Here is a 17,586-nt window from a genome sequence, read left to right as displayed (position 1 = left end):
TTTATAAACTATACAAAATAAACTTAAATAATATTCACAAATCAAAATTTGGAAAGAAACAGAAATCCAAGAAATGCTGTGTCTTTCGTGGGTTTTCCTTTGAATATTGTTTATACAACTTTGATGCTTACAGTTTTTTTATTGAAAAACACTCTATTTGTTTAATTCCTTATTATACAAACGGGGCAGGTTAGTTGAATAAGAATACAAAAAGAGAACCTAATTGTAGTTTTGTAAAAAGATTGTTCGTTTAACACAAGGTTCTATTATATAAATAAAGATTGATTAAAATAATCCTCTCTTAGTATTAATTGGGTTGATAATCCTTAATTGGATATCTATATAATTATGTAGTTTGTTAAGATATATTTGCTCATATTAATAAAATCCGTGATTATGTAGTAAAATTTTTATAATTACTCTATGAATAGTATATCTTTAGGAGGTCAATATGAAATGGAAGGGAATACATATAGAACAAGTCAATTATTTGAAATTCTAGGTGTATCAAGAGATGCACTAAGGTATTACGAGAAACAAGGAATTGTAAAACCGAACCATGATGAATCAAATAATTATCGTCAATATAATGATTATGATATTTATACATTATTGGTTGCAGATTTTTATATAAAGAGAAACTTATCTATGAAAGAAGTTAGAAATCTACAGGAAGGAAGAGCAATAGAAGAACTGGAAACTTTATTAGAAATAAAAGCCGAACAATTAGAAGAAACCATACGAAATAATAAATTCATGCTTCAAAAAATAAAAGAAACAAAAGCATTCTGTGAGGAATTAAAAGAACATTTAAACCAATACTCCATAAGGAAATTCCCAATCTATGAAGTAATCAATGAGTTTTCTGACTTTTATTCCTTTCTGGAGTATCCTACCATATTGGAAAATATGGATATGATGAAGGATGATATTCTTAGCAAAATCATGAGGAAATTTACTTTTGATAAAAACGGATTTCTAGATTCCAGGATGTATATTGTTGAAAAGCATGAAACGATACATAAGGAAAAAAGCGGATGTTATTTACAATATTCTAAATGTATCTATACAATCGTTGAGGATGGCAGGTATCAAAATGGAAATAATGATATTAAAGATAAAGTATTTGAATCTACTTTAGAATGGGGAAACGAACAAGGACTTAAACCAAAAGGGGTTGCTTTTGTTAATACTCGTCTTATTACATATCTTGATACCAAAGAACGAGCCTTCTTAGAAATATATATTCCTGTTGAAGAAGAGTAAAATACTTTTTATTGATATTGACCTGGGGGTAACACCATAGTTTATCTTTATAACCAATGGAACAAGTTCAAACTGTTCTATTGGTTTTTTATATATAGGAGGGTGTTTGGTTTGAGTGGAATGTTAAAAAAGTATATTTTATGGACCTATGTCATGTTCTTTGTTTTTCTTATTGTCATAGGGCTGACAATGTTTCTATTAAAGTCTCAGCCCATTGTAGATATATTAATAGTGCTATCATCATGGACGGCTACATTTGTCTTCGTAACAATGTTCTGTAAAATATACCCTCAAGGGAATCTATGGAACTTTATAAAAAGCCAATTTAGGGAAAGAATCAGAATATCAACGGTATTGTGTGTCGTCCTTATTCAATTTTTGGTTTTGATTGGTAGTCTTTTAATGACAAACAAAGTGTGGGGTTTGCCCATACATGAACAATTAACTCCTTCGTGGACTTCACTTCTTATCGTATTTGGCTACAATTTAATCTTAGGACCACTCGGGGAAGAATTAGGGTGGAGGGGATTTGTATTAAATGAATTGCAAAAAAGATTCAGTCCATTAAAATCAGCCATTATCGTTGGATTGGTTTGGGGTTTCTGGCATACACCTTTATGGCTTATGTCAGGATACTCTGGATTACAATTGGTGCAATATATCATTTGTTTCTTGGGTGCCATTGTTGCTATATCAATCATCATAACTGCAATTTATAACTTGAATCATAATCTCATTATTCCTATTATGATCCACCAACTTTTCAATTATTTTATGGGCATTCAAGTTGGAAACGTACTTAATATTCTTACAGTTACCTCTGTATTATATTTAATAGTGGCTGTAGTTTTAGTCTTAGTTAATTATAAAAAGTGCTTATACAGGTAATTGAATGGAGAATCTGGTTTGTGCAAAAGACTGGACAAAGATTTGGTTTATGTGACTCTAATGATTAGCGTCTTATGCGGTCCCTTCAAACAGTAACAGTTTCAGTGAACTGTATCATATAGTAAGTATGTTAAGTTTGAATAGAAAAATTAAAACACATAAAGTAAATTAAGTTTTTAGTGGTGCTTATTCAACTAACTGGGGCATTCGTTTAAAAATTATTGATGTATTACTTCCCTTCTATTTGTCTAGACTGTTACAAATAGAGAAGGAGAGTAATAGAATGATACTATCTGAAGCTTGGAAATTATACAAAGCTGATAAACAGATCCAAGGGTATTCACCTCAGACCTTAAAGGCATATAATGTCCAATTAAACTTGTTGATTAGGCATTTGGGTGATATTTCTCTTGATGAAATAACTACTGATTCTTTAAAGCTATATCTTGGGAAAGTTGCTGAACAATTAAAGGCAGCTAGCTTAGGACATAGGATACGTTTTATTAAATCATTGTTTCGGTGGGCACAAGATGAAAATGTTTTGAATGGTAATCCAGCTTCTAAGATTAAGGAGCCAAAGTTAGATATCAGAATACCAAAGTTTTTATCTGAAGAAGAAATCGAGCATTTAAGAGAAGCCTGTTACACGCCATTAGAAAATGCATTGTTCGAATTTATGTATTCAACTGGCTGCAGAATAGGTGAGACAGTTCATTTAAATCGCCAGTCTATCAACTTTTCTAATCAATCCGTAATAGTATTAGGTAAGGGCAATAAAGAGAGAGAAGTCTATTTTAATACTAGGTGTGATATTTGGCTAAAGAGGTATTTGAACGAACGAGAGGACGATCAGGAGGCTTTATTTGTGACAGTTCGTGCTCCTCATAGGATGAGTATTCCTCAAATGAGATATGTTATTAAACGGATATCTAAGAGATCTGGTATTAACAAAAGTATTCACCCCCATCAGCTGAGACATAGTTATGCTACTACTTTATTGAATAATGGGGCGCCTTTAGAAGTCATTCAAAATTTGATGGGACATGAAAAGAGTGAAACGACTAAGATTTATGCTTATTTAAGTGGGACACTCAGACGAGAGCTATATAAAAAGTTTTTCTGATATAAACAGGGGCATTAAACCAAGGAGGATTAATGCCCTTTTATGTTGAACTCCTTATTGTAGAAACGGGGCAGGTTAGCGGAGAAGGATTTATGGGATCGTTAAGAGAATACATAACAATGATGTTATTATTTAGAAAGTGTACAGTAAGGAGGGATTTTTTTGAATGAATGTCCAAACTGTGGTAGTGGAATGAAAAAAGGGTATTTACAAAGTGGTACTAGACTTGCTTGGGTACCAAAAGTATCTAAGTTGAGTATTGAACCCAGTTTGAATAAAGAATCAGTTTTATTATCGAATCAGAGTCGCTTTTCAATTAATTATGTAGATGCTTATCTATGTGAGGATTGTAAAAAAGTCCTTATTGATTATTCCAATGAAGAATAGAGTTTACGAACTAGACTGCTTTAAGAGCGGTCTTTTTTTCTTATGCTGCTAAAGGGGCGGTTTAGTTGAACAAGGACAGTAAAATCATTTAAATTTTATTAGTGTCAATGTTAAAAATTATATTGAATTAGTAGTCAAAAAACGTGAAGGAGTGAAGATATGTGAATACATTTTTCAAATTGATTGTAGGTTTGTTTTGCGTCTTTTTATTAACAGGATGTATTGGAGAAGAATATGATTTTTCTCCACCAACTGTTTCAGTGTTTACTCCAAATGGTATTAACTCCCACGAAAATTTAGCAGAAGCAAACATAGATTGGAATTATGATGAAAAGTACAATAAAGAAACGAAGGATATTCAATCATTCGCAAAAAAACAAGATGTTATATACTTTAATGCAGGAGAGTTAGTTACTATAAACCTTGAAGATGGGGATTTTAATCCAAATGGAATAAGTGTTTCAGTCTGGCAAGAAGACAAAAAAATTGATTTAGAATATCAAAAAAACAGCCAAGACTTCTACTTACCAGAAGAAAAAGGTGAGTATATGATTGTGATTGACATAAATGCAGATAGTGGAAATGCTCAATACGTTGGGAATATCTTTATTCAATAATTTGAAGGTTAGAAACGGCAATTACTTAGGCATCTTCTTTTTCTTATTCGACAAATGGGGGCTTGATCCAAGAAGGGATTAACGCTCTTTTTGTTGAATTCCTTCTTTAACAAACGGGGCAGATTAGTTCTATAAGAAGTGTCATAAATAATTTTCATTAAGCTTGGAATAATACATCTAAAGATACTTTGAGGTATAAAAAATGACCAGAACTATTTGCCTATTCCTGCTTTCATTATGTTTGTTATTTTTATTGACAGTAATTGCAACTGCAAACGATAAATCCAGTTCTTATGAAGTAATATATCCTGAAATCGGATATAAGACTGTGGAAGAAGCATCTAAGGATTTTGAAAAACATTTTAAACAAAGACTAAAGTTACCACTTAGAGTTCCCTCGATAAGTTTCACTCATCATTTCGGAAGATTTAATGATTTAGAGGGCGACGCCAATGACTCATTTGAAGTAGAATTTATCAGTGATTTATCTTCTGAAAATCATTATAAAATTGATGTTCGACCTATTAAGTACGGCATTCCTAAACGAGAGAAGTATGTGTTAAAAACCTTTGAATTAAATAATGGGAATGAAGCCACTTATATGACTATTTCAGGTTTTAACGTGCTTGTTTTTGAAAGTGAACATTGGCAGTATATGCTAAGCATCAATAAGCAAGTTTTAGATAAAGTTACTCCCGAAGACTTAGTTGAAATAGCTAATTCTATTGATTATTGAGTCGTAGCAAAAATTATTCTTTTTATACTAATGGGTGCTTTAGCTCACAAATAGCTACTTGTAAGGGTGGCTTTTTAGAAATGAGGTGGATTCCATGAAATGGATAAATGGAAGTCATAAAGAGGATACTCGTATTTTTGGTTCTGAGTTTGAAGTTAAAGAGTGGACAGAAGCGTTATATCCAGATTTTGTTGCCTATTTAAGTAATAAAAATAATGTAGGATATGCAACACCTGATGAAAAGGTAATTATATATTTAGCATCTCTGTTTCCTCAATGGGCAGTTTATAACAATATGCAAATCGATGTCTGTACAGAAAAAACAGAAATAAATGGTCAAATTATCTATAAAATTTGGACTGTGAAATTATAATTGTTTTTCACTAACGGGTGCGTTAGTTTAATAAGACAACAAAACAAACGGAACTTCCAAGCTTATGGAAGTTCCGTTTTTCTTTAAATATTTATCAACAATAAACTTTAACAGAGCCTAATCAATAAATGCAAAAGGATAATACCCATCCAAAAAGGAACAGTTTTGTCCCATCGATATTACTTCTTTAACCGATATCTCCATAGAACATTGCTTCAGCGGTGGTAACACCAGCACGCCACTTTCCTCCATGCAAAAACGTGTCCTTCCAAAATTACTACTCAGAAGGACACGCTGTTATTTTTATCTACATCATGAAATTAAAGTACAGGCTGTTTTCTTTTCATCCAAATGATCGTAATTACCCACGCAAGGAATAGGATAACCGTACCCACTATGAATGGGATATTCAAGTTGATATCAAATAGCGTCCCTGCAAGAGCAGGTCCAATCATATTTCCTAATGACATATATGCATTGTTCATCCCAGCTGCAAAGCCCTGTCCGTCACCTGCAAGCTTTGAGACCGCAGTGTTAACGGCTGGACGAATTAACGTAGTGGCAGTAGAGAAAATCGTTGCTACTAGTAGAATTAGCCAGAAATTGTCGATTAGGAAGAAGAAAAGTAACGAAAAGGAAGCAACTAATAAGTTGTATAAAATCACATTTAGCTCACCAAATCGTTTAAATAATCTATCCACGATGAAGGTTTGGATGATTACCCCTACAAAACCACCTACTGTTAAAATTACGGCAATGCGCTGCGGAGTGTAGTCATATTTGTGATCTACATACATAGAGAAGGTAGCTTGGAAATTTGCGATTCCAAATGAAAATACAAATATGATAATCAGCATAATAAAGTATGGTGTGTGTACGGACTGCTTCATTTGAGAAAGTATATTATTTTGAGCCTTCCCTGTTACAGGTGGTACTATTGGATTTTTAACATCCGGTAAGACAAAGAAGGACAAAATCGATGAAAGTAGAGCTGCAAGTGCTGCTACATAGAATGGAAAGGTTAAACTAACTCCTGCTAAAAAACCACCGAGAGCAGGTCCAATCATAAAACCTAATGACATGGATGCACCTAGCAATCCCATTCCTTTTCCGCGATCATCTATGCTTGTTATATCTGCTACAAATGCCATGGTAGCTGGTACTAAGAAGGCTCCACCTATCCCGCTAAGAAAACGTGCAGCATAGAGCATCCATTCGTGGGTTGCCATTCCAAACCAAAACTGCGACAAGCAGAAAATAGCAAGACCGATCATAATGAGTTTTTTTCGACCAATTTTATCAGACAGTTCTCCAGCTAGGGGAGAGAATATAAATTGTCCTAATGCAAAACAGGCAATGATAAACCCTAATGCCTGGCCGCCTATCCCGAATGTTTCTAGGTAGGATGGCATTACTGGTATAACTAATCCAATACCGGACATAGCTATAAACATATTAAACATTAAAATATATAGAGCAAATTTATTCTGCTTTGTTTCCATGTTGATTCCTGCTTCCTTCATTCTATATTGTTTATTTCTTATAGCAGCTCTCCATATGACGAAACGGAGTAGCCTGTTAACTATCTATTTATAGTGAACCAACCGAATCTATCCTATACTATCTATCCTCTTTGGTTCCCAATAAAACATAATACTACATTTAAAGATAATAACATATTTGCTACCGAATAAAAACTTTCGAGACACGAAAATAATTTTTTTCGAAAAAAACTGTGGTTGAGCATAAGCTCGACCACAGAGTTAAATAGAACCCATCTTAAATTTTAAAAATAATTCGTTATAAACACCTAACATTTCTAACCCAAGGTTATTATAAACCTCTAAGTTTTCACGTGCTTCAACTGGTGGATAAAAGCGTTCGTCTGTTACTACTTCTTCATCTAATAGCTCCATTGCACCGGAGTTCGGAGTAGAGTAGCCTACATAATCGGCGTTTTGAGCAGCTACTTCGGCATCTAGCATAAAGTTGATAAATGCATGTGCACCTTCCACGTTGGCAGCTGTTTTTGGGATAACCATGTTATCGAACCATAGATTAGAGCCTTCTTCTGGAACAGCAAAATCTAAGTCTTCATTTTCCCACATCATATCTGCCGCTTGTCCAGAAAATGTGACTGCGACAGCAGCTTCTTCATTAATCATCAGCTGTGTTACCTCGTCTCCAATAATCGCTTTTACGTTAGGAGTTAGTTTGTTTAGCTTTTCAAGTGCCTCATTCAGCTCTGCTTCATTTGTTGAGTTGAGTGAATAACCAAGACTATTTAAGCCCATGCCAATGATCTCGCGTGCTCCATCCACAAGTAACACTTGACCTTCTAGAGAAGGGTCCCAAAGTGAATCCCAGGAGTCAAACGTTTGTCCCTCTAATAGGGTAGGGTTATATACAACTCCAACCGTCCCCCAGAAATAAGGGATAGAATATTGGTTCTTTGGATCAAAGGATAGATCTAGGAAGTACGGGTCAATGTTTTCTAAGTTTGGCAAAAGAGAATGATCAATAGGAAGCAATAAATCATTTTCCTTCATTTTTTCTATCGCATACTCAGATGGAACAGCTATATCATACGCAGTACCACCTTGCTCTATCTTTGTCATCATCGCTTCATTGGAATCAAACGTTTCATAGACCACGCGGTAGCCAGTTTCCTCTTCAAATTGGTCGATCAATTCTGGGTCGATATATTCTCCCCAGTTAAAAATAGTCACCGTGTCGGTGCTGCTTCTACCAGAGCTCTGGTTTAAATAGTGGTTTACGAAAAGAAGAACCACAGAAGCAACTAGAATTGCAATCCCAGCTCTTACGATTTCCTTCATTTTCTTACCCCCATTCCAATAGGGTTTTTTCCACGTTGGCTAATAAAGTAGTAGCCAACAACTAGTGCAAGGGTAACAACGAAGATAATACCGGATAAAGCATTAATCGTTAAAGTGATCCCTGCTCTTGCCATAGAATAGATTTCCACTGACAGTGTAGAGAAGCCATTTCCTGTTACAAAGAAGGTAACCGCAAAATCATCTAATGAATATGTTAGTGCTAAGAAAAATCCTGCAAAAATTCCTGGTTTGATAAATGGAATGATAACTCTTGTAAGGATGTCTCTTCTTGTGGCACCTAAATCGGCTGCAGCATCAATCAGCGAGCTATTCATTTCTTGCAGCTTTGGCAATATCATTAACACAACGATTGGAATACTAAATGCAATATGGGAAATCAAAACAGAAGCAAAGCCTAGCTTCACACCAATCGTTGTAAATAAAATCAAGAAAGATGCCCCAATTACTACGTCCGGGCTTACAATTAATACGTTATTCAAGGACAAGATAGAATTACGTAAGGATTTGTTTCGTATATAGACAATCCCTAAAGCTCCAAATAGCCCTATAACGGTAGAGAAAAGTGCTGATAGCAATGCGACAATCACCGTATTGATTAAAATCATAATAAGTCTGGTATCAGAGAAGACCGCACCATAATGCTCAAGCGTAAAGGATTCAAAGTTATTCATTCCTCCGCCACTGTTGAACGAATAGAAAATTAAATAAAAGATAGGGGTGTATAAAATAATAAAGACGATCGCTAAATAAATCTTAGCGGAAAGCTTAGTTTTTTCCATTTGGCATAACCCCCTTCTCTCTTTGACCAGTAATCGCCATGACGATGACCATGAAAATGATTAAGAAAACAGCGATTGTTGACCCCATTCCCCAGTTTTGGGTAACTAGGAATTGCTGTTCAATAGCTGTACCTAGTGTAATTACTTTGTTTCCTGCGATTAATCGAGTAATCATAAATAAAGATAGGGAAGGGATAAAGACCGCTTGAATTCCCGCTTTCACTCCATTAATCGTCAGTGGGAAAATTACCTTGGAAAAGGTAGTCCAGCTTGAAGCTCCTAAATCTCTACTTGCATCGATAAGCGAAGGATTTAGCTTATCTAAAGAGTTGAAGATTGGAAGAATCATAAACGGAATAAAAATATAGACAGATACAAATATAAAACTAAAATCAGTAAATAAAATTTGCTGCTCTGTAATACCAAAGACACCTAAGAAGGCGTTAATTGGACCGTACAGTCCAAAAATCCCGATAAACGCATAAGTTTTTAATAATAGGTTTATCCAGGAAGGGATAATGATTAAAAGTAGCCAAAGCTGCTTATGTCTAGTTTTCGTTAACAAATAGGCAGTAGGATAAGCCACTAATAAAGAAAAAAGTGTGATTAAAAAAGCATACCAAAAGGAACTAAGCGTTAGCTTTAGATAAACAGAAGTAAAGAAGTTTTGATAGTTTTCTAAAGTAAAGTTCCCATTTAAATCAAGAAAAGAATAATAGGCAATTAAGGCGATAGGTGCAATAACAAAGATTAAAATCCAAGCGTAGTAGGGAATTAAAAACAGTCGTTTTTGCTTAGTTTGCATGGCTGTCTTCTCCATAGGATTCAAGACGCTTGTCAAATTCTTCTTCTGTTTCGTTTAAACGCATAACATGAATTGCCTCTGGGTCAAAATCTAAACCTATCATCTCACCAACTGCTGCCTTTTTAGTAGAATGTACGAGCCATTCATTGCCTTCTTCATCATAAGTAGATAACTCGTAGTGCACTCCTCTAAATAACTGCGTATCTACTTTTACTTTCATTTTTCCCTTTTCTACAGAAGTGATCTCTAAATCCTCTGGACGGATTACGATATCTACTTTTTCGTTTGGGTTTAAGCCTTGGTCCACACACTCAAACTCTTTTTGACCAATTTGCACGCGGAAGTCAGCAACCATCGTTCCAGGTACGATATTTGATTCGCCAATGAAATCTGCAACAAAACGGTTGATTGGCTCATCATAAATGTCCATAGGAGTTCCACTTTGCTCAATATTGCCGGCATTTAATACGAAAATTTCATCTGACATGGCAAGTGCCTCTTCCTGGTCATGGGTAACGAAAATGAAAGTTTTCCCTAAGCGCTGTTGAAGCTCACGAAGCTCATACTGCATTTCAGAACGAAGTTTTAAATCAAGCGCTGAGAGCGGCTCGTCCAACAAAATGATTTCAGGGTCGTTTACAATCGCTCGAGCGATGGCAACACGCTGACGCTGACCACCAGACATTTCAGAGATTTCTCTATGTTCATAGCCACTAAGGTTAACAAATTTTAATGCTTCTATTACTTTTTCCTCTATCTCTTTCTTCGGCAATTTTTTTATGCGAAGACCGAATGCCACGTTGTCGAATACATTTAGATGTGGAAAGAGGGCATAGTCTTGAAAAACGGTATTTACTTGTCTTTCATTTGCCGGCAGGTTATTAATTTTTTTGCCATTAAAATATATGTTCCCGCTTGATGGTTGCATGAAGCCAGCGATCAGGCGAAGAATGGTTGTTTTCCCACAACCAGAAGGTCCTAAAAGCGTGTAAAATTTCCCTCGCTCTAGTTCAAAGTTGACGTTATTTAATACAGTAGTATCCTCGTCATAATGTTTTGTGACATTTTCAAAACGAATAATAGGTGTATCTGACATTTTTAGCCCTCCATTTATAAATAAGAATTGGTAACAACATAAATAACCTCGGAGATTCCTTCAGCAGCGTTTTTTAATAGATGCTGCTCAGATGCCTCAAAATAGATGGACTCCCCAGCAGAAGCTAAATGCTTTTGCTTTCCAAACGTTAATTCAACGCGTCCCTTTAACACATAGATGAACGTTTGGGATAAGGAGGGCTCAAATTCCCTAAATTGTCCGCCCTTTTCAAAGGTAATCTTGACAGGCTCCATTTCATTTTCATTGGATTCCGAAATTAGCCAATTTAGTTGAAATTTCTTTTCATCGTCTACATAAACCGTCTGTTCGTGTTTTCCATAAACGATTTTTTCCTCGGAGACATCGTCATCAAAGAAATCTTTCGGCTTGGAGCCTAAAACGTTCAGTATCGAAAAAAGTGTTTCAATAGAAGGAGAGTTAAGATCTCTTTCTAGCTGAGATATAAATCCTTTGCTTAAATCAGTTCTTTCACCCAGCTCTTCTTGCGTTAACCCCTTCTTTAGGCGCAATTTTTTAATTTTTTTTCCTATTTCCATACGTATTTCGTCCTTTTTTGTCTCTGTAAGAGTAATTTCTCCTAAAGCAAAGTTTATTCTAACACAACTTTAAGTTTACTTTAACAACTTTTTATAAAAAAAATAAAATAAATTATTTCGACTAATAAGGCAAAATCGTTTTCTCCTTTTTCCCTTGCATATAGTAGAGGGGATGAAGAAAAAAGGAGAGGTTGTCATGCGATTAAGAGAGTGTCTACCAGCTTTTCCGAGCTCAGCAAGCTGGATAAATAGTTACGTGGAGAAGGATGCTTTAGTAGGGACCAAACCAATCCTACTATTTGTTTGGTCGGTTAGCTGTCCATCCTGCGAGGGAACAGCCGCATGGGTGGAAAAACTTCAGCAAAAATATGAAGGCAGGTTCCATGTAGTGGGAGTTCATATGCCAAGAATGCAAGCGGACACGGATCTGAGGTTAATTAGAGAAAAAGCGAGTAGGTTAGGGATGATGTATCCCATTTTAGTGGATAATGATTCTTCCTATACAAGATTGCTTGGAAACCAGACAGTACCTAATTTTTATCTATTTGATAAAAAGGGAAGTTATCGTCACCGCCAATCGGGTGAAATTGGATTGCGAATATTGGAGCAGCGGTTAATTACCCTAATTAATGAAATGATGTAATATTTCTTAACGGTATATATTGGTTTGTGGTAAACTAGTGGCAAGTAGGCACTAGGGGGAAAGAACATGCGCAAGGAGTTCGTGGTAATAGGTTTGGGGCGCTTCGGTGGCAGCATCGTAAAGGAACTGATCGAGCAAGGAGCCGATGTAATGGCAATTGATATCGTATCAGAGCGAGTAGATGAATTTTCCTCTATCGCAACCCAGGCAGTCATAGCAGATACAACAGATGAAGTAGTATTAAAATCTTTAGGGATACGCAATTTTGAGCACGTCATTGTTGCAATAGGCGATGATATCCAATCGAGTATCCTGACTACGCTTATGCTAAAGGAAATTGGTGTAAAGAGGATAACTGTAAAGGCACAAAATGATTACCATGAAAAGGTTTTAAAAAAAATAGGTGCAGATCAAGTAGTCCATCCTGAAAGGGATATGGGGATACGACTTGCAAATAATATACTTTCTAATAACGTCCTAGATTACTTGGAGCTTTCAGATGAGCATTCCATTATGGAAATAAGAGTAAATGAAAAAATTGCGGGTCACTCTATTATAGACCTAGACATTCGAGCGAAATACGGTATTAACATAGTAGCAGTGAAAAGAGGTAATAACTTGATGATATCCCCGCAGGCCCAAGATGTCCTTCAATTAGATGACGTAATGATAATCATAGGAGCCGATGTGGATATTATTCGATTTGAGAAAAAGGTTTTCGCATAATGGCAATGAAAAATAATACAGAGCGAGTACGTGAGCGATGGATCATCACGTACTCGCTTTTTTGTTCTGGTGTTTTATGGGTATTTTGTTAAGTCATTCTCGGTTACTCTCCGTTGGGTGGGAGTTTCTCTCGTTCGTCGGGGGGTTACTCTCAGATAGGGAGACTTTATTCTCGTTCAAAATGGTAGAAGGGCATGGCAAGTGTCCGCAGGGGATTTAGTTCCATCATTTTCGGTTATTCTCGGTTGGCCGGGAGTTACTCTCGTTCGATGAGTTATTACTCTCGGATAGGAGCTGGATACTCTCGGTTGGAGAAGCTTTACTCTCATTCAGCGGTTTTATTCTCGTTCGTCGGTGGTTTACTCTCAGATAGGGGAACTTTATTCTCGGTCAAAAAATGGTAGAAGGGTATGGCCAGTATCCGCAGGGGATTTTGTTAGGGCATTTTCGGTTATTCCCATTCGCCGAGGGTTTACTCTCAGATAGGGATACTTTATTCTCGTTCAAAATGGTAGGACTAGCAATCTATTAGGACCAGACAATGAAAAAAGGGCACTTTCTTATCCGATTGGACAGAAAGTGCCTTCTTTTCAAAATTTATTAGCTATTAAAAAAGCTAAAGTTTATCAGTATTTATACTTCCATGATAATTGGTAAAATCATTGGACGACGCTTTGTTTTTTCGTATAGATAAGGACTAAGCATATCGGTGATTTCATTTTTTAGGTCAGACCATTCTAAGGACTTGTCCTGAATAGTGAAGCGTAAATGCTTGTTTAGCATTTGCTGGGCTTCATTAATCATGGTGCCTGATTCACGCATATAAACAAATCCGCGAGAGATGATGTCAGGCCCGGAGACAATTTTTTTCTTTTCCATATCTACACTTACTACAACAATTACTAAGCCTTCTTCTGAAAGGATGCGTCGGTCTCGTAAAACGATGTTTCCGATATCTCCAATTCCGCTGCCATCGATATAAATATCACCAGAAGGGATGCGGCCGGCAACATGTGCCTCGTTTGCACTTAATGCGAGGACATCACCGTTATCCATAATAAAGGTATTTTCTTCTGGAACGTCACAGTCCACTGCAAGCTCTGTATGCAGCTTCAGCATACGATATTCACCGTGGATAGGCATGAAAAACTTTGGCTTCATTAAACGAAGCATCAGCTTTTGCTCCTCTTGTGAACCATGTCCAGATGTATGCACATTGTTAAGTGAACCGTGGATTACATCTGCACCAGCTCGGAATAGAAGGTTGATCGTACGGTTGACGCTCGCTCTATTTCCTGGAATTGGAGAAGAGGAGAATACAACTGTATCACCTGGCTGGATTTGAATCTGACGGTGGGTTCCGTTGGCAATTCTAGATAATGCAGCCATAGGTTCCCCTTGACTTCCAGTACAGAGTATTAAGACTTCATTCGCTGGCAAGCGGTTAATTGCGCTAGCTTCAACGAATGTTTCTTTTGGTGCTGTGATATAGCCAAGCTCACGACCAATGGTAATATTATTGTCCATGCTTCGTCCAAACACGGCAATCTTGCGATTATGATGAACCGCTGCATCGATTACCTGTTGAAGGCGATGGATGTTAGACGCAAAGGTTGCAAAAATAATTCTTCCATCAACCTTACGGAAGATAGAGTCCATACTTTCTCCAACCTTACGTTCTGACATAGTGAAATTTGGAACCTCGGCATTGGTACTGTCTGAAAGGAGACATAGTACACCGTCTTTACCGATTTCAGCCATTTTCGTTAAGTTGGCAGGCTCTCCTACAGGTGTAAAGTCAAACTTGAAGTCACCTGTATGCACAATATTGCCAGGAGGCGTTTTGACAACTATACCAAAAGCATCTGGAATACTATGTGTAGTGCGGAAGAAGCTTACTGCCGTTTTTCTGAATTTGATGACATCATCTTCTTCAATTTCATGCATTTTGGTTTGTCTTAATAAACCATGCTCTTCTAATTTATTGCGAAGAAGCCCTAATGCGAGCTTCCCGCCATAAACTGGGATGTTGATTTGCTTCAAGAGATATGGAATTCCCCCGATATGATCTTCATGCCCATGGGTAATAAAGAGTCCTTTAATTTTATCTACATTTTTTACTAGGTATGTGTAGTCTGGAATAACATAATCAATACCCAGTAATTCATCCTCTGGAAACTTAATTCCTGCGTCAATCAAGATAATCTCATCTTGAAATTGAACGCCGTACGTGTTTTTGCCGATTTCGCCTAGTCCGCCAAGCGCGAAAACAGCTGTTTGATCGTTTTTAACAAATTTCATAGACTATTCATTCACAATCTGAAAATTTGGACTTGCTTGTTCGAACTCTAAATGTTTACCTTCAAGCAGTTGGATGAACTCGATGTTATAGTTTCGATCCTTCAGAATTGCACGGACTTCTCTTTCTGATTCTGCCTTAACGTATAAGCTCTTGGTATTTTCTCGAACTGGCACCTGATTAGCGTTTTCTTGATACAATACTTTGTAAATCATTTGTATACTCTCCTTTTTCACGTTCAAATATATCAATTCTCTTTATAATATCATGCCATTTCCCTAAAATAAAGAAAAGCCCTTCAATTTTTGAAGGGCAGCCCATTTAAGCGATCGTTTTTTGTCTGAGTATTCCGCCGAGTCGTCGCAACAGTTTCTTTTTTAAGCGTTTCAACATGGCTATTCACTCCTTAATGTTATTATATAAAAAAAACTAGAGTGTGTAAAGTATTTTTGCAGAAAAGTCAAATAATTTACAGGGGAGTTTTTTATTTATGGTCAAAAAAGTACTGATTTATGATATAGATGGTACTATCTTGGATAACGAGAAGAAAATACCAGCTGGTGTAGAGGATGCATTTGAAACCGCTAGACACAACGGTCATGAGATTGTTATTGCTACTGGAAGAGCTCCTTTTACCGCAAAAAAAATTTTCGAACAACTCAAGATTGAATCATATATATGCTATAATGGACAAATTGTTCAATTCAAAAATAAAACCATTCATAAAGGGACTTTGAGTAAGGAGGTTTTAGGGAGATTAACGGAGTTTGCAACGAATCGTAACGAGCCGCTTGTTTATATGGACATGCATGAAATGGTGTCCAACCAGCCTAGTCATGAGCATGTAATTAACAGTATTTCCACGTTGAAAATTGGTTTTCCTCGCCATGGAGAAGATTTTTATTTAACTAATGATATTCATCAAGCACTTATTTTTTGTGATTTAGATACCCAAAAGGAATATGAAAAAGCCTTTCCAGAGCTATCCTTTGTCAGATGGCATAAGCATTCCTGTGATGTTCTTCCGAAAGGCGTATCCAAGGCAGTGGGAATAGAACTATTACTTAAGCATCTTGAAAAGGGTGTGGAGGATGCCATTGCCTTTGGAGATGGGCTTAATGACCGGGAAATGCTTCAATATGTAGGAACTGGGGTAGCTATGGGTAATTGTGTAGAGGAGCTAAGAAGCATCGCGGACATTGTGACAGATACAGTAGACGACAATGGTCTGGTTAATGCGATGAAACAGCTAAGATTAATTTAAAGGAGCACTTTCATGTTAGAGTCGAAGAAAAAATTTGTACTTGTCTACGGAGATGCGTTCGTGGATTATATAGCAGAAGATCATCATAACAGAACCTTTGAGAAGTTCTTAGGTGGCGCCACTTTGAATGTCGCTGCCGGAATCGCAAGACTAGGTGGAGACGTCTCCTTCATTACAATTACAGGGGATGATGAGACCTCGGTATTTGTTCGCAAAGAGCTGGAGAATGAAGGTGTTGATCTATCCTTCAGTCAATTTGTGCCAGAAAAACGTGTTAGTGGAGTTTATGTGCATTTAACGCCTGAAAATGATCGAATCTTTCACACTTATATAGATGAAACTCCTGATTTACAAGTGGGGTTTATGAATATTAATCAGGCTGCCTTTCAGCAGGCCTCCGTTTTTCACTTTTGCTCCGGGACACTTTTCCATCCAACAGCAAGAGTAACTACGAGGAATATAGTGGAAGAAATAAAGTCTAATAATGGCCTATTGTCCTTTGATGTAAACGTTCGCCCGTTAAGATGGGAGAGCGAGGAGCTTTGTAGAGAAACAATTCTTTATTTCATGCAACAAGTTGATATTTTGAAGATGACAGATGAGGAGCTTTTCTTCCTGACGAAAACAACGAATAGAGAGGATGGATTAATGGCATTGATGCCATATAATATTCCTGTCATTTTGTTGACGTTAGGAGCAGAGGGCACACTTGCGGTGATTGGTGGAGAAAGATACCACATTCCAGTAGAAAAGATAGAAGTTGTAGATACCACTGGAGCAGGGGATGCTTTTATGGCTGGAGTATTAACAAGGATCCAACAAGAAGGTATTCCGCAAACGATGGAGCAATGGCTTCGATACATTTCATTTGGCAATTCGATGGGGGCTATGTGTGCAACTAGAATGGGTGCACTTTCGGCAATGCCTAGGTTAGCTGATATCGTCTCCGTATAAATACAAGAGGATCGAAATAGATCCTCTTGTTTTTTTTGTCCAAGCCCGTTGTAGAAGGATTATTCAGTGTGTTTTACTTTTCAAGTATAAAGGCTTTGCTCGGTATTCTGATATACATGTAAAATTCTTCCGATATCTGTTGAGTTAGGTGGAACTTTTATCATCCCTCCCCGTAAAATTAGTACGGCTATTCAACGATGGGAAGTCGATTGATT

The 17,586-nt window shown here is 36.7% G+C and carries 19 protein-coding genes; 11 read left to right on the top strand and 8 right to left on the bottom strand.

The window, feature by feature from the left end; all coding sequences use genetic code 11:
- The first annotated feature begins 456 nt into the window (after positions 1-456).
- From AC1VU3_RS05045 to AC1VU3_RS05015, 7 genes are all read left to right on the top strand, one after another.
- Complete coding sequence (locus AC1VU3_RS05045) at positions 457-1,266, top strand: MerR family transcriptional regulator (RefSeq protein ID WP_482982941.1); 810 nt, start codon at positions 457-459, stop codon at positions 1,264-1,266.
- 120 nt (positions 1,267-1,386) lie between these two features.
- On the top strand, positions 1,387-2,154 hold the full coding sequence (locus tag AC1VU3_RS05040; RefSeq protein WP_482983034.1) for a CPBP family intramembrane glutamic endopeptidase: 768 nt from the start codon (positions 1,387-1,389) through the stop codon (positions 2,152-2,154).
- A gap of 283 nt (positions 2,155-2,437) precedes the next feature.
- On the top strand, positions 2,438-3,277 hold the full coding sequence (locus AC1VU3_RS05035; RefSeq protein ID WP_482982940.1) for a tyrosine-type recombinase/integrase: 840 nt from the start codon (positions 2,438-2,440) through the stop codon (positions 3,275-3,277).
- 162 nt (positions 3,278-3,439) lie between these two features.
- Positions 3,440-3,664: a PF20097 family protein gene (locus tag AC1VU3_RS05030; RefSeq protein WP_482982939.1), complete on the top strand. Its 225-nt coding sequence runs from the start codon at positions 3,440-3,442 to the stop codon at positions 3,662-3,664.
- A gap of 161 nt (positions 3,665-3,825) precedes the next feature.
- On the top strand, positions 3,826-4,281 hold the full coding sequence (locus AC1VU3_RS05025) for a hypothetical protein (protein ID WP_480388699.1): 456 nt from the start codon (positions 3,826-3,828) through the stop codon (positions 4,279-4,281).
- Between the two features lie 202 nt (positions 4,282-4,483).
- On the top strand, positions 4,484-5,017 hold the full coding sequence (locus AC1VU3_RS05020) for a hypothetical protein (protein ID WP_482982938.1): 534 nt from the start codon (positions 4,484-4,486) through the stop codon (positions 5,015-5,017).
- 94 nt (positions 5,018-5,111) lie between these two features.
- Positions 5,112-5,390, top strand: a complete 279-nt coding sequence (locus AC1VU3_RS05015; RefSeq protein ID WP_482982937.1) for a hypothetical protein — start codon at positions 5,112-5,114, stop codon at positions 5,388-5,390.
- A gap of 320 nt (positions 5,391-5,710) precedes the next feature.
- Here AC1VU3_RS05015 and AC1VU3_RS05010 read toward each other — a convergent pair whose 3' ends face one another.
- The 6 genes from AC1VU3_RS05010 to AC1VU3_RS04985 form a co-directional block, all read right to left on the bottom strand.
- Entirely contained in the window at positions 5,711-6,892 is a 1,182-nt protein-coding gene (locus AC1VU3_RS05010) for an MFS transporter (RefSeq protein ID WP_480389975.1), read from the bottom strand.
- A 261-nt stretch (positions 6,893-7,153) separates the two neighbouring features.
- Positions 7,154-8,227, bottom strand: coding sequence for an ABC transporter substrate-binding protein (locus tag AC1VU3_RS05005; protein ID WP_480389976.1), 1,074 nt, complete (start codon positions 8,225-8,227; stop codon positions 7,154-7,156).
- Positions 8,224-9,027, bottom strand: coding sequence for an ABC transporter permease (locus tag AC1VU3_RS05000; protein ID WP_480389977.1), 804 nt, complete (start codon positions 9,025-9,027; stop codon positions 8,224-8,226). The genes AC1VU3_RS05005 and AC1VU3_RS05000 overlap by 4 nt, the downstream gene beginning before the upstream one ends.
- Positions 9,014-9,832, bottom strand: coding sequence for an ABC transporter permease (locus tag AC1VU3_RS04995; protein ID WP_480389978.1), 819 nt, complete (start codon positions 9,830-9,832; stop codon positions 9,014-9,016). Before AC1VU3_RS04995 ends, AC1VU3_RS05000 begins: the two co-directional genes overlap by 14 nt.
- Positions 9,822-10,928 carry an ABC transporter ATP-binding protein gene (locus AC1VU3_RS04990; protein WP_480389979.1) on the bottom strand — a complete coding sequence of 369 codons (1,107 nt, stop codon included), beginning with the start codon at positions 10,926-10,928 and terminating at the stop codon, positions 9,822-9,824. Before AC1VU3_RS04990 ends, AC1VU3_RS04995 begins: the two co-directional genes overlap by 11 nt.
- 14 nt (positions 10,929-10,942) lie before the next feature.
- On the bottom strand, positions 10,943-11,485 hold the full coding sequence (locus AC1VU3_RS04985) for a helix-turn-helix domain-containing protein (RefSeq protein ID WP_480389980.1): 543 nt from the start codon (positions 11,483-11,485) through the stop codon (positions 10,943-10,945).
- Positions 11,486-11,681: 196 nt separating this feature from the next.
- On the opposite strand from AC1VU3_RS04985, the gene AC1VU3_RS04980 reads away from it, so the two are divergent.
- Together AC1VU3_RS04980 and AC1VU3_RS04975 are read left to right on the top strand one after the other, a co-directional pair.
- The gene (locus AC1VU3_RS04980) at positions 11,682-12,128 is read left to right on the top strand and encodes a TlpA family protein disulfide reductase (RefSeq protein ID WP_482982936.1); all 447 of its coding nucleotides are present in this window, start codon (positions 11,682-11,684) and stop codon (positions 12,126-12,128) included.
- Between the two features lie 66 nt (positions 12,129-12,194).
- Positions 12,195-12,854, top strand: a complete 660-nt coding sequence (locus AC1VU3_RS04975) for a potassium channel family protein (protein WP_480389982.1) — start codon at positions 12,195-12,197, stop codon at positions 12,852-12,854.
- Positions 12,855-13,487: 633 nt separating this feature from the next.
- On the opposite strand, the gene rnjA is transcribed toward AC1VU3_RS04975, so the two are convergent.
- Together rnjA and AC1VU3_RS04965 are read right to left on the bottom strand one after the other, a co-directional pair.
- Positions 13,488-15,155 carry a ribonuclease J1 gene (gene rnjA, locus AC1VU3_RS04970; protein ID WP_480389983.1) on the bottom strand — a complete coding sequence of 556 codons (1,668 nt, stop codon included), beginning with the start codon at positions 15,153-15,155 and terminating at the stop codon, positions 13,488-13,490.
- A 3-nt stretch (positions 15,156-15,158) separates the two neighbouring features.
- Positions 15,159-15,368 carry a DNA-dependent RNA polymerase subunit epsilon gene (locus AC1VU3_RS04965; RefSeq protein ID WP_480389984.1) on the bottom strand — a complete coding sequence of 70 codons (210 nt, stop codon included), beginning with the start codon at positions 15,366-15,368 and terminating at the stop codon, positions 15,159-15,161.
- Between the two features lie 275 nt (positions 15,369-15,643).
- Here AC1VU3_RS04965 and AC1VU3_RS04960 point away from each other — a divergent pair, with 275 nt between their 5' ends.
- Both AC1VU3_RS04960 and AC1VU3_RS04955 read left to right on the top strand, forming a co-directional pair.
- Positions 15,644-16,417, top strand: a complete 774-nt coding sequence (locus tag AC1VU3_RS04960) for a Cof-type HAD-IIB family hydrolase (RefSeq protein WP_480389985.1) — start codon at positions 15,644-15,646, stop codon at positions 16,415-16,417.
- 12 nt (positions 16,418-16,429) lie between these two features.
- Positions 16,430-17,371 carry a carbohydrate kinase family protein gene (locus AC1VU3_RS04955; RefSeq protein ID WP_480389986.1) on the top strand — a complete coding sequence of 314 codons (942 nt, stop codon included), beginning with the start codon at positions 16,430-16,432 and terminating at the stop codon, positions 17,369-17,371.
- The last annotated feature ends 215 nt before the right edge of the window (positions 17,372-17,586 follow it).

The sequence above is a fragment of the Psychrobacillus sp. Z16_25 genome (assembly GCF_056856695.1).
The sequence above is the reverse complement of the archived record's forward strand: the minus strand, read 5'-3'. Positions and strand labels throughout refer to the sequence as shown.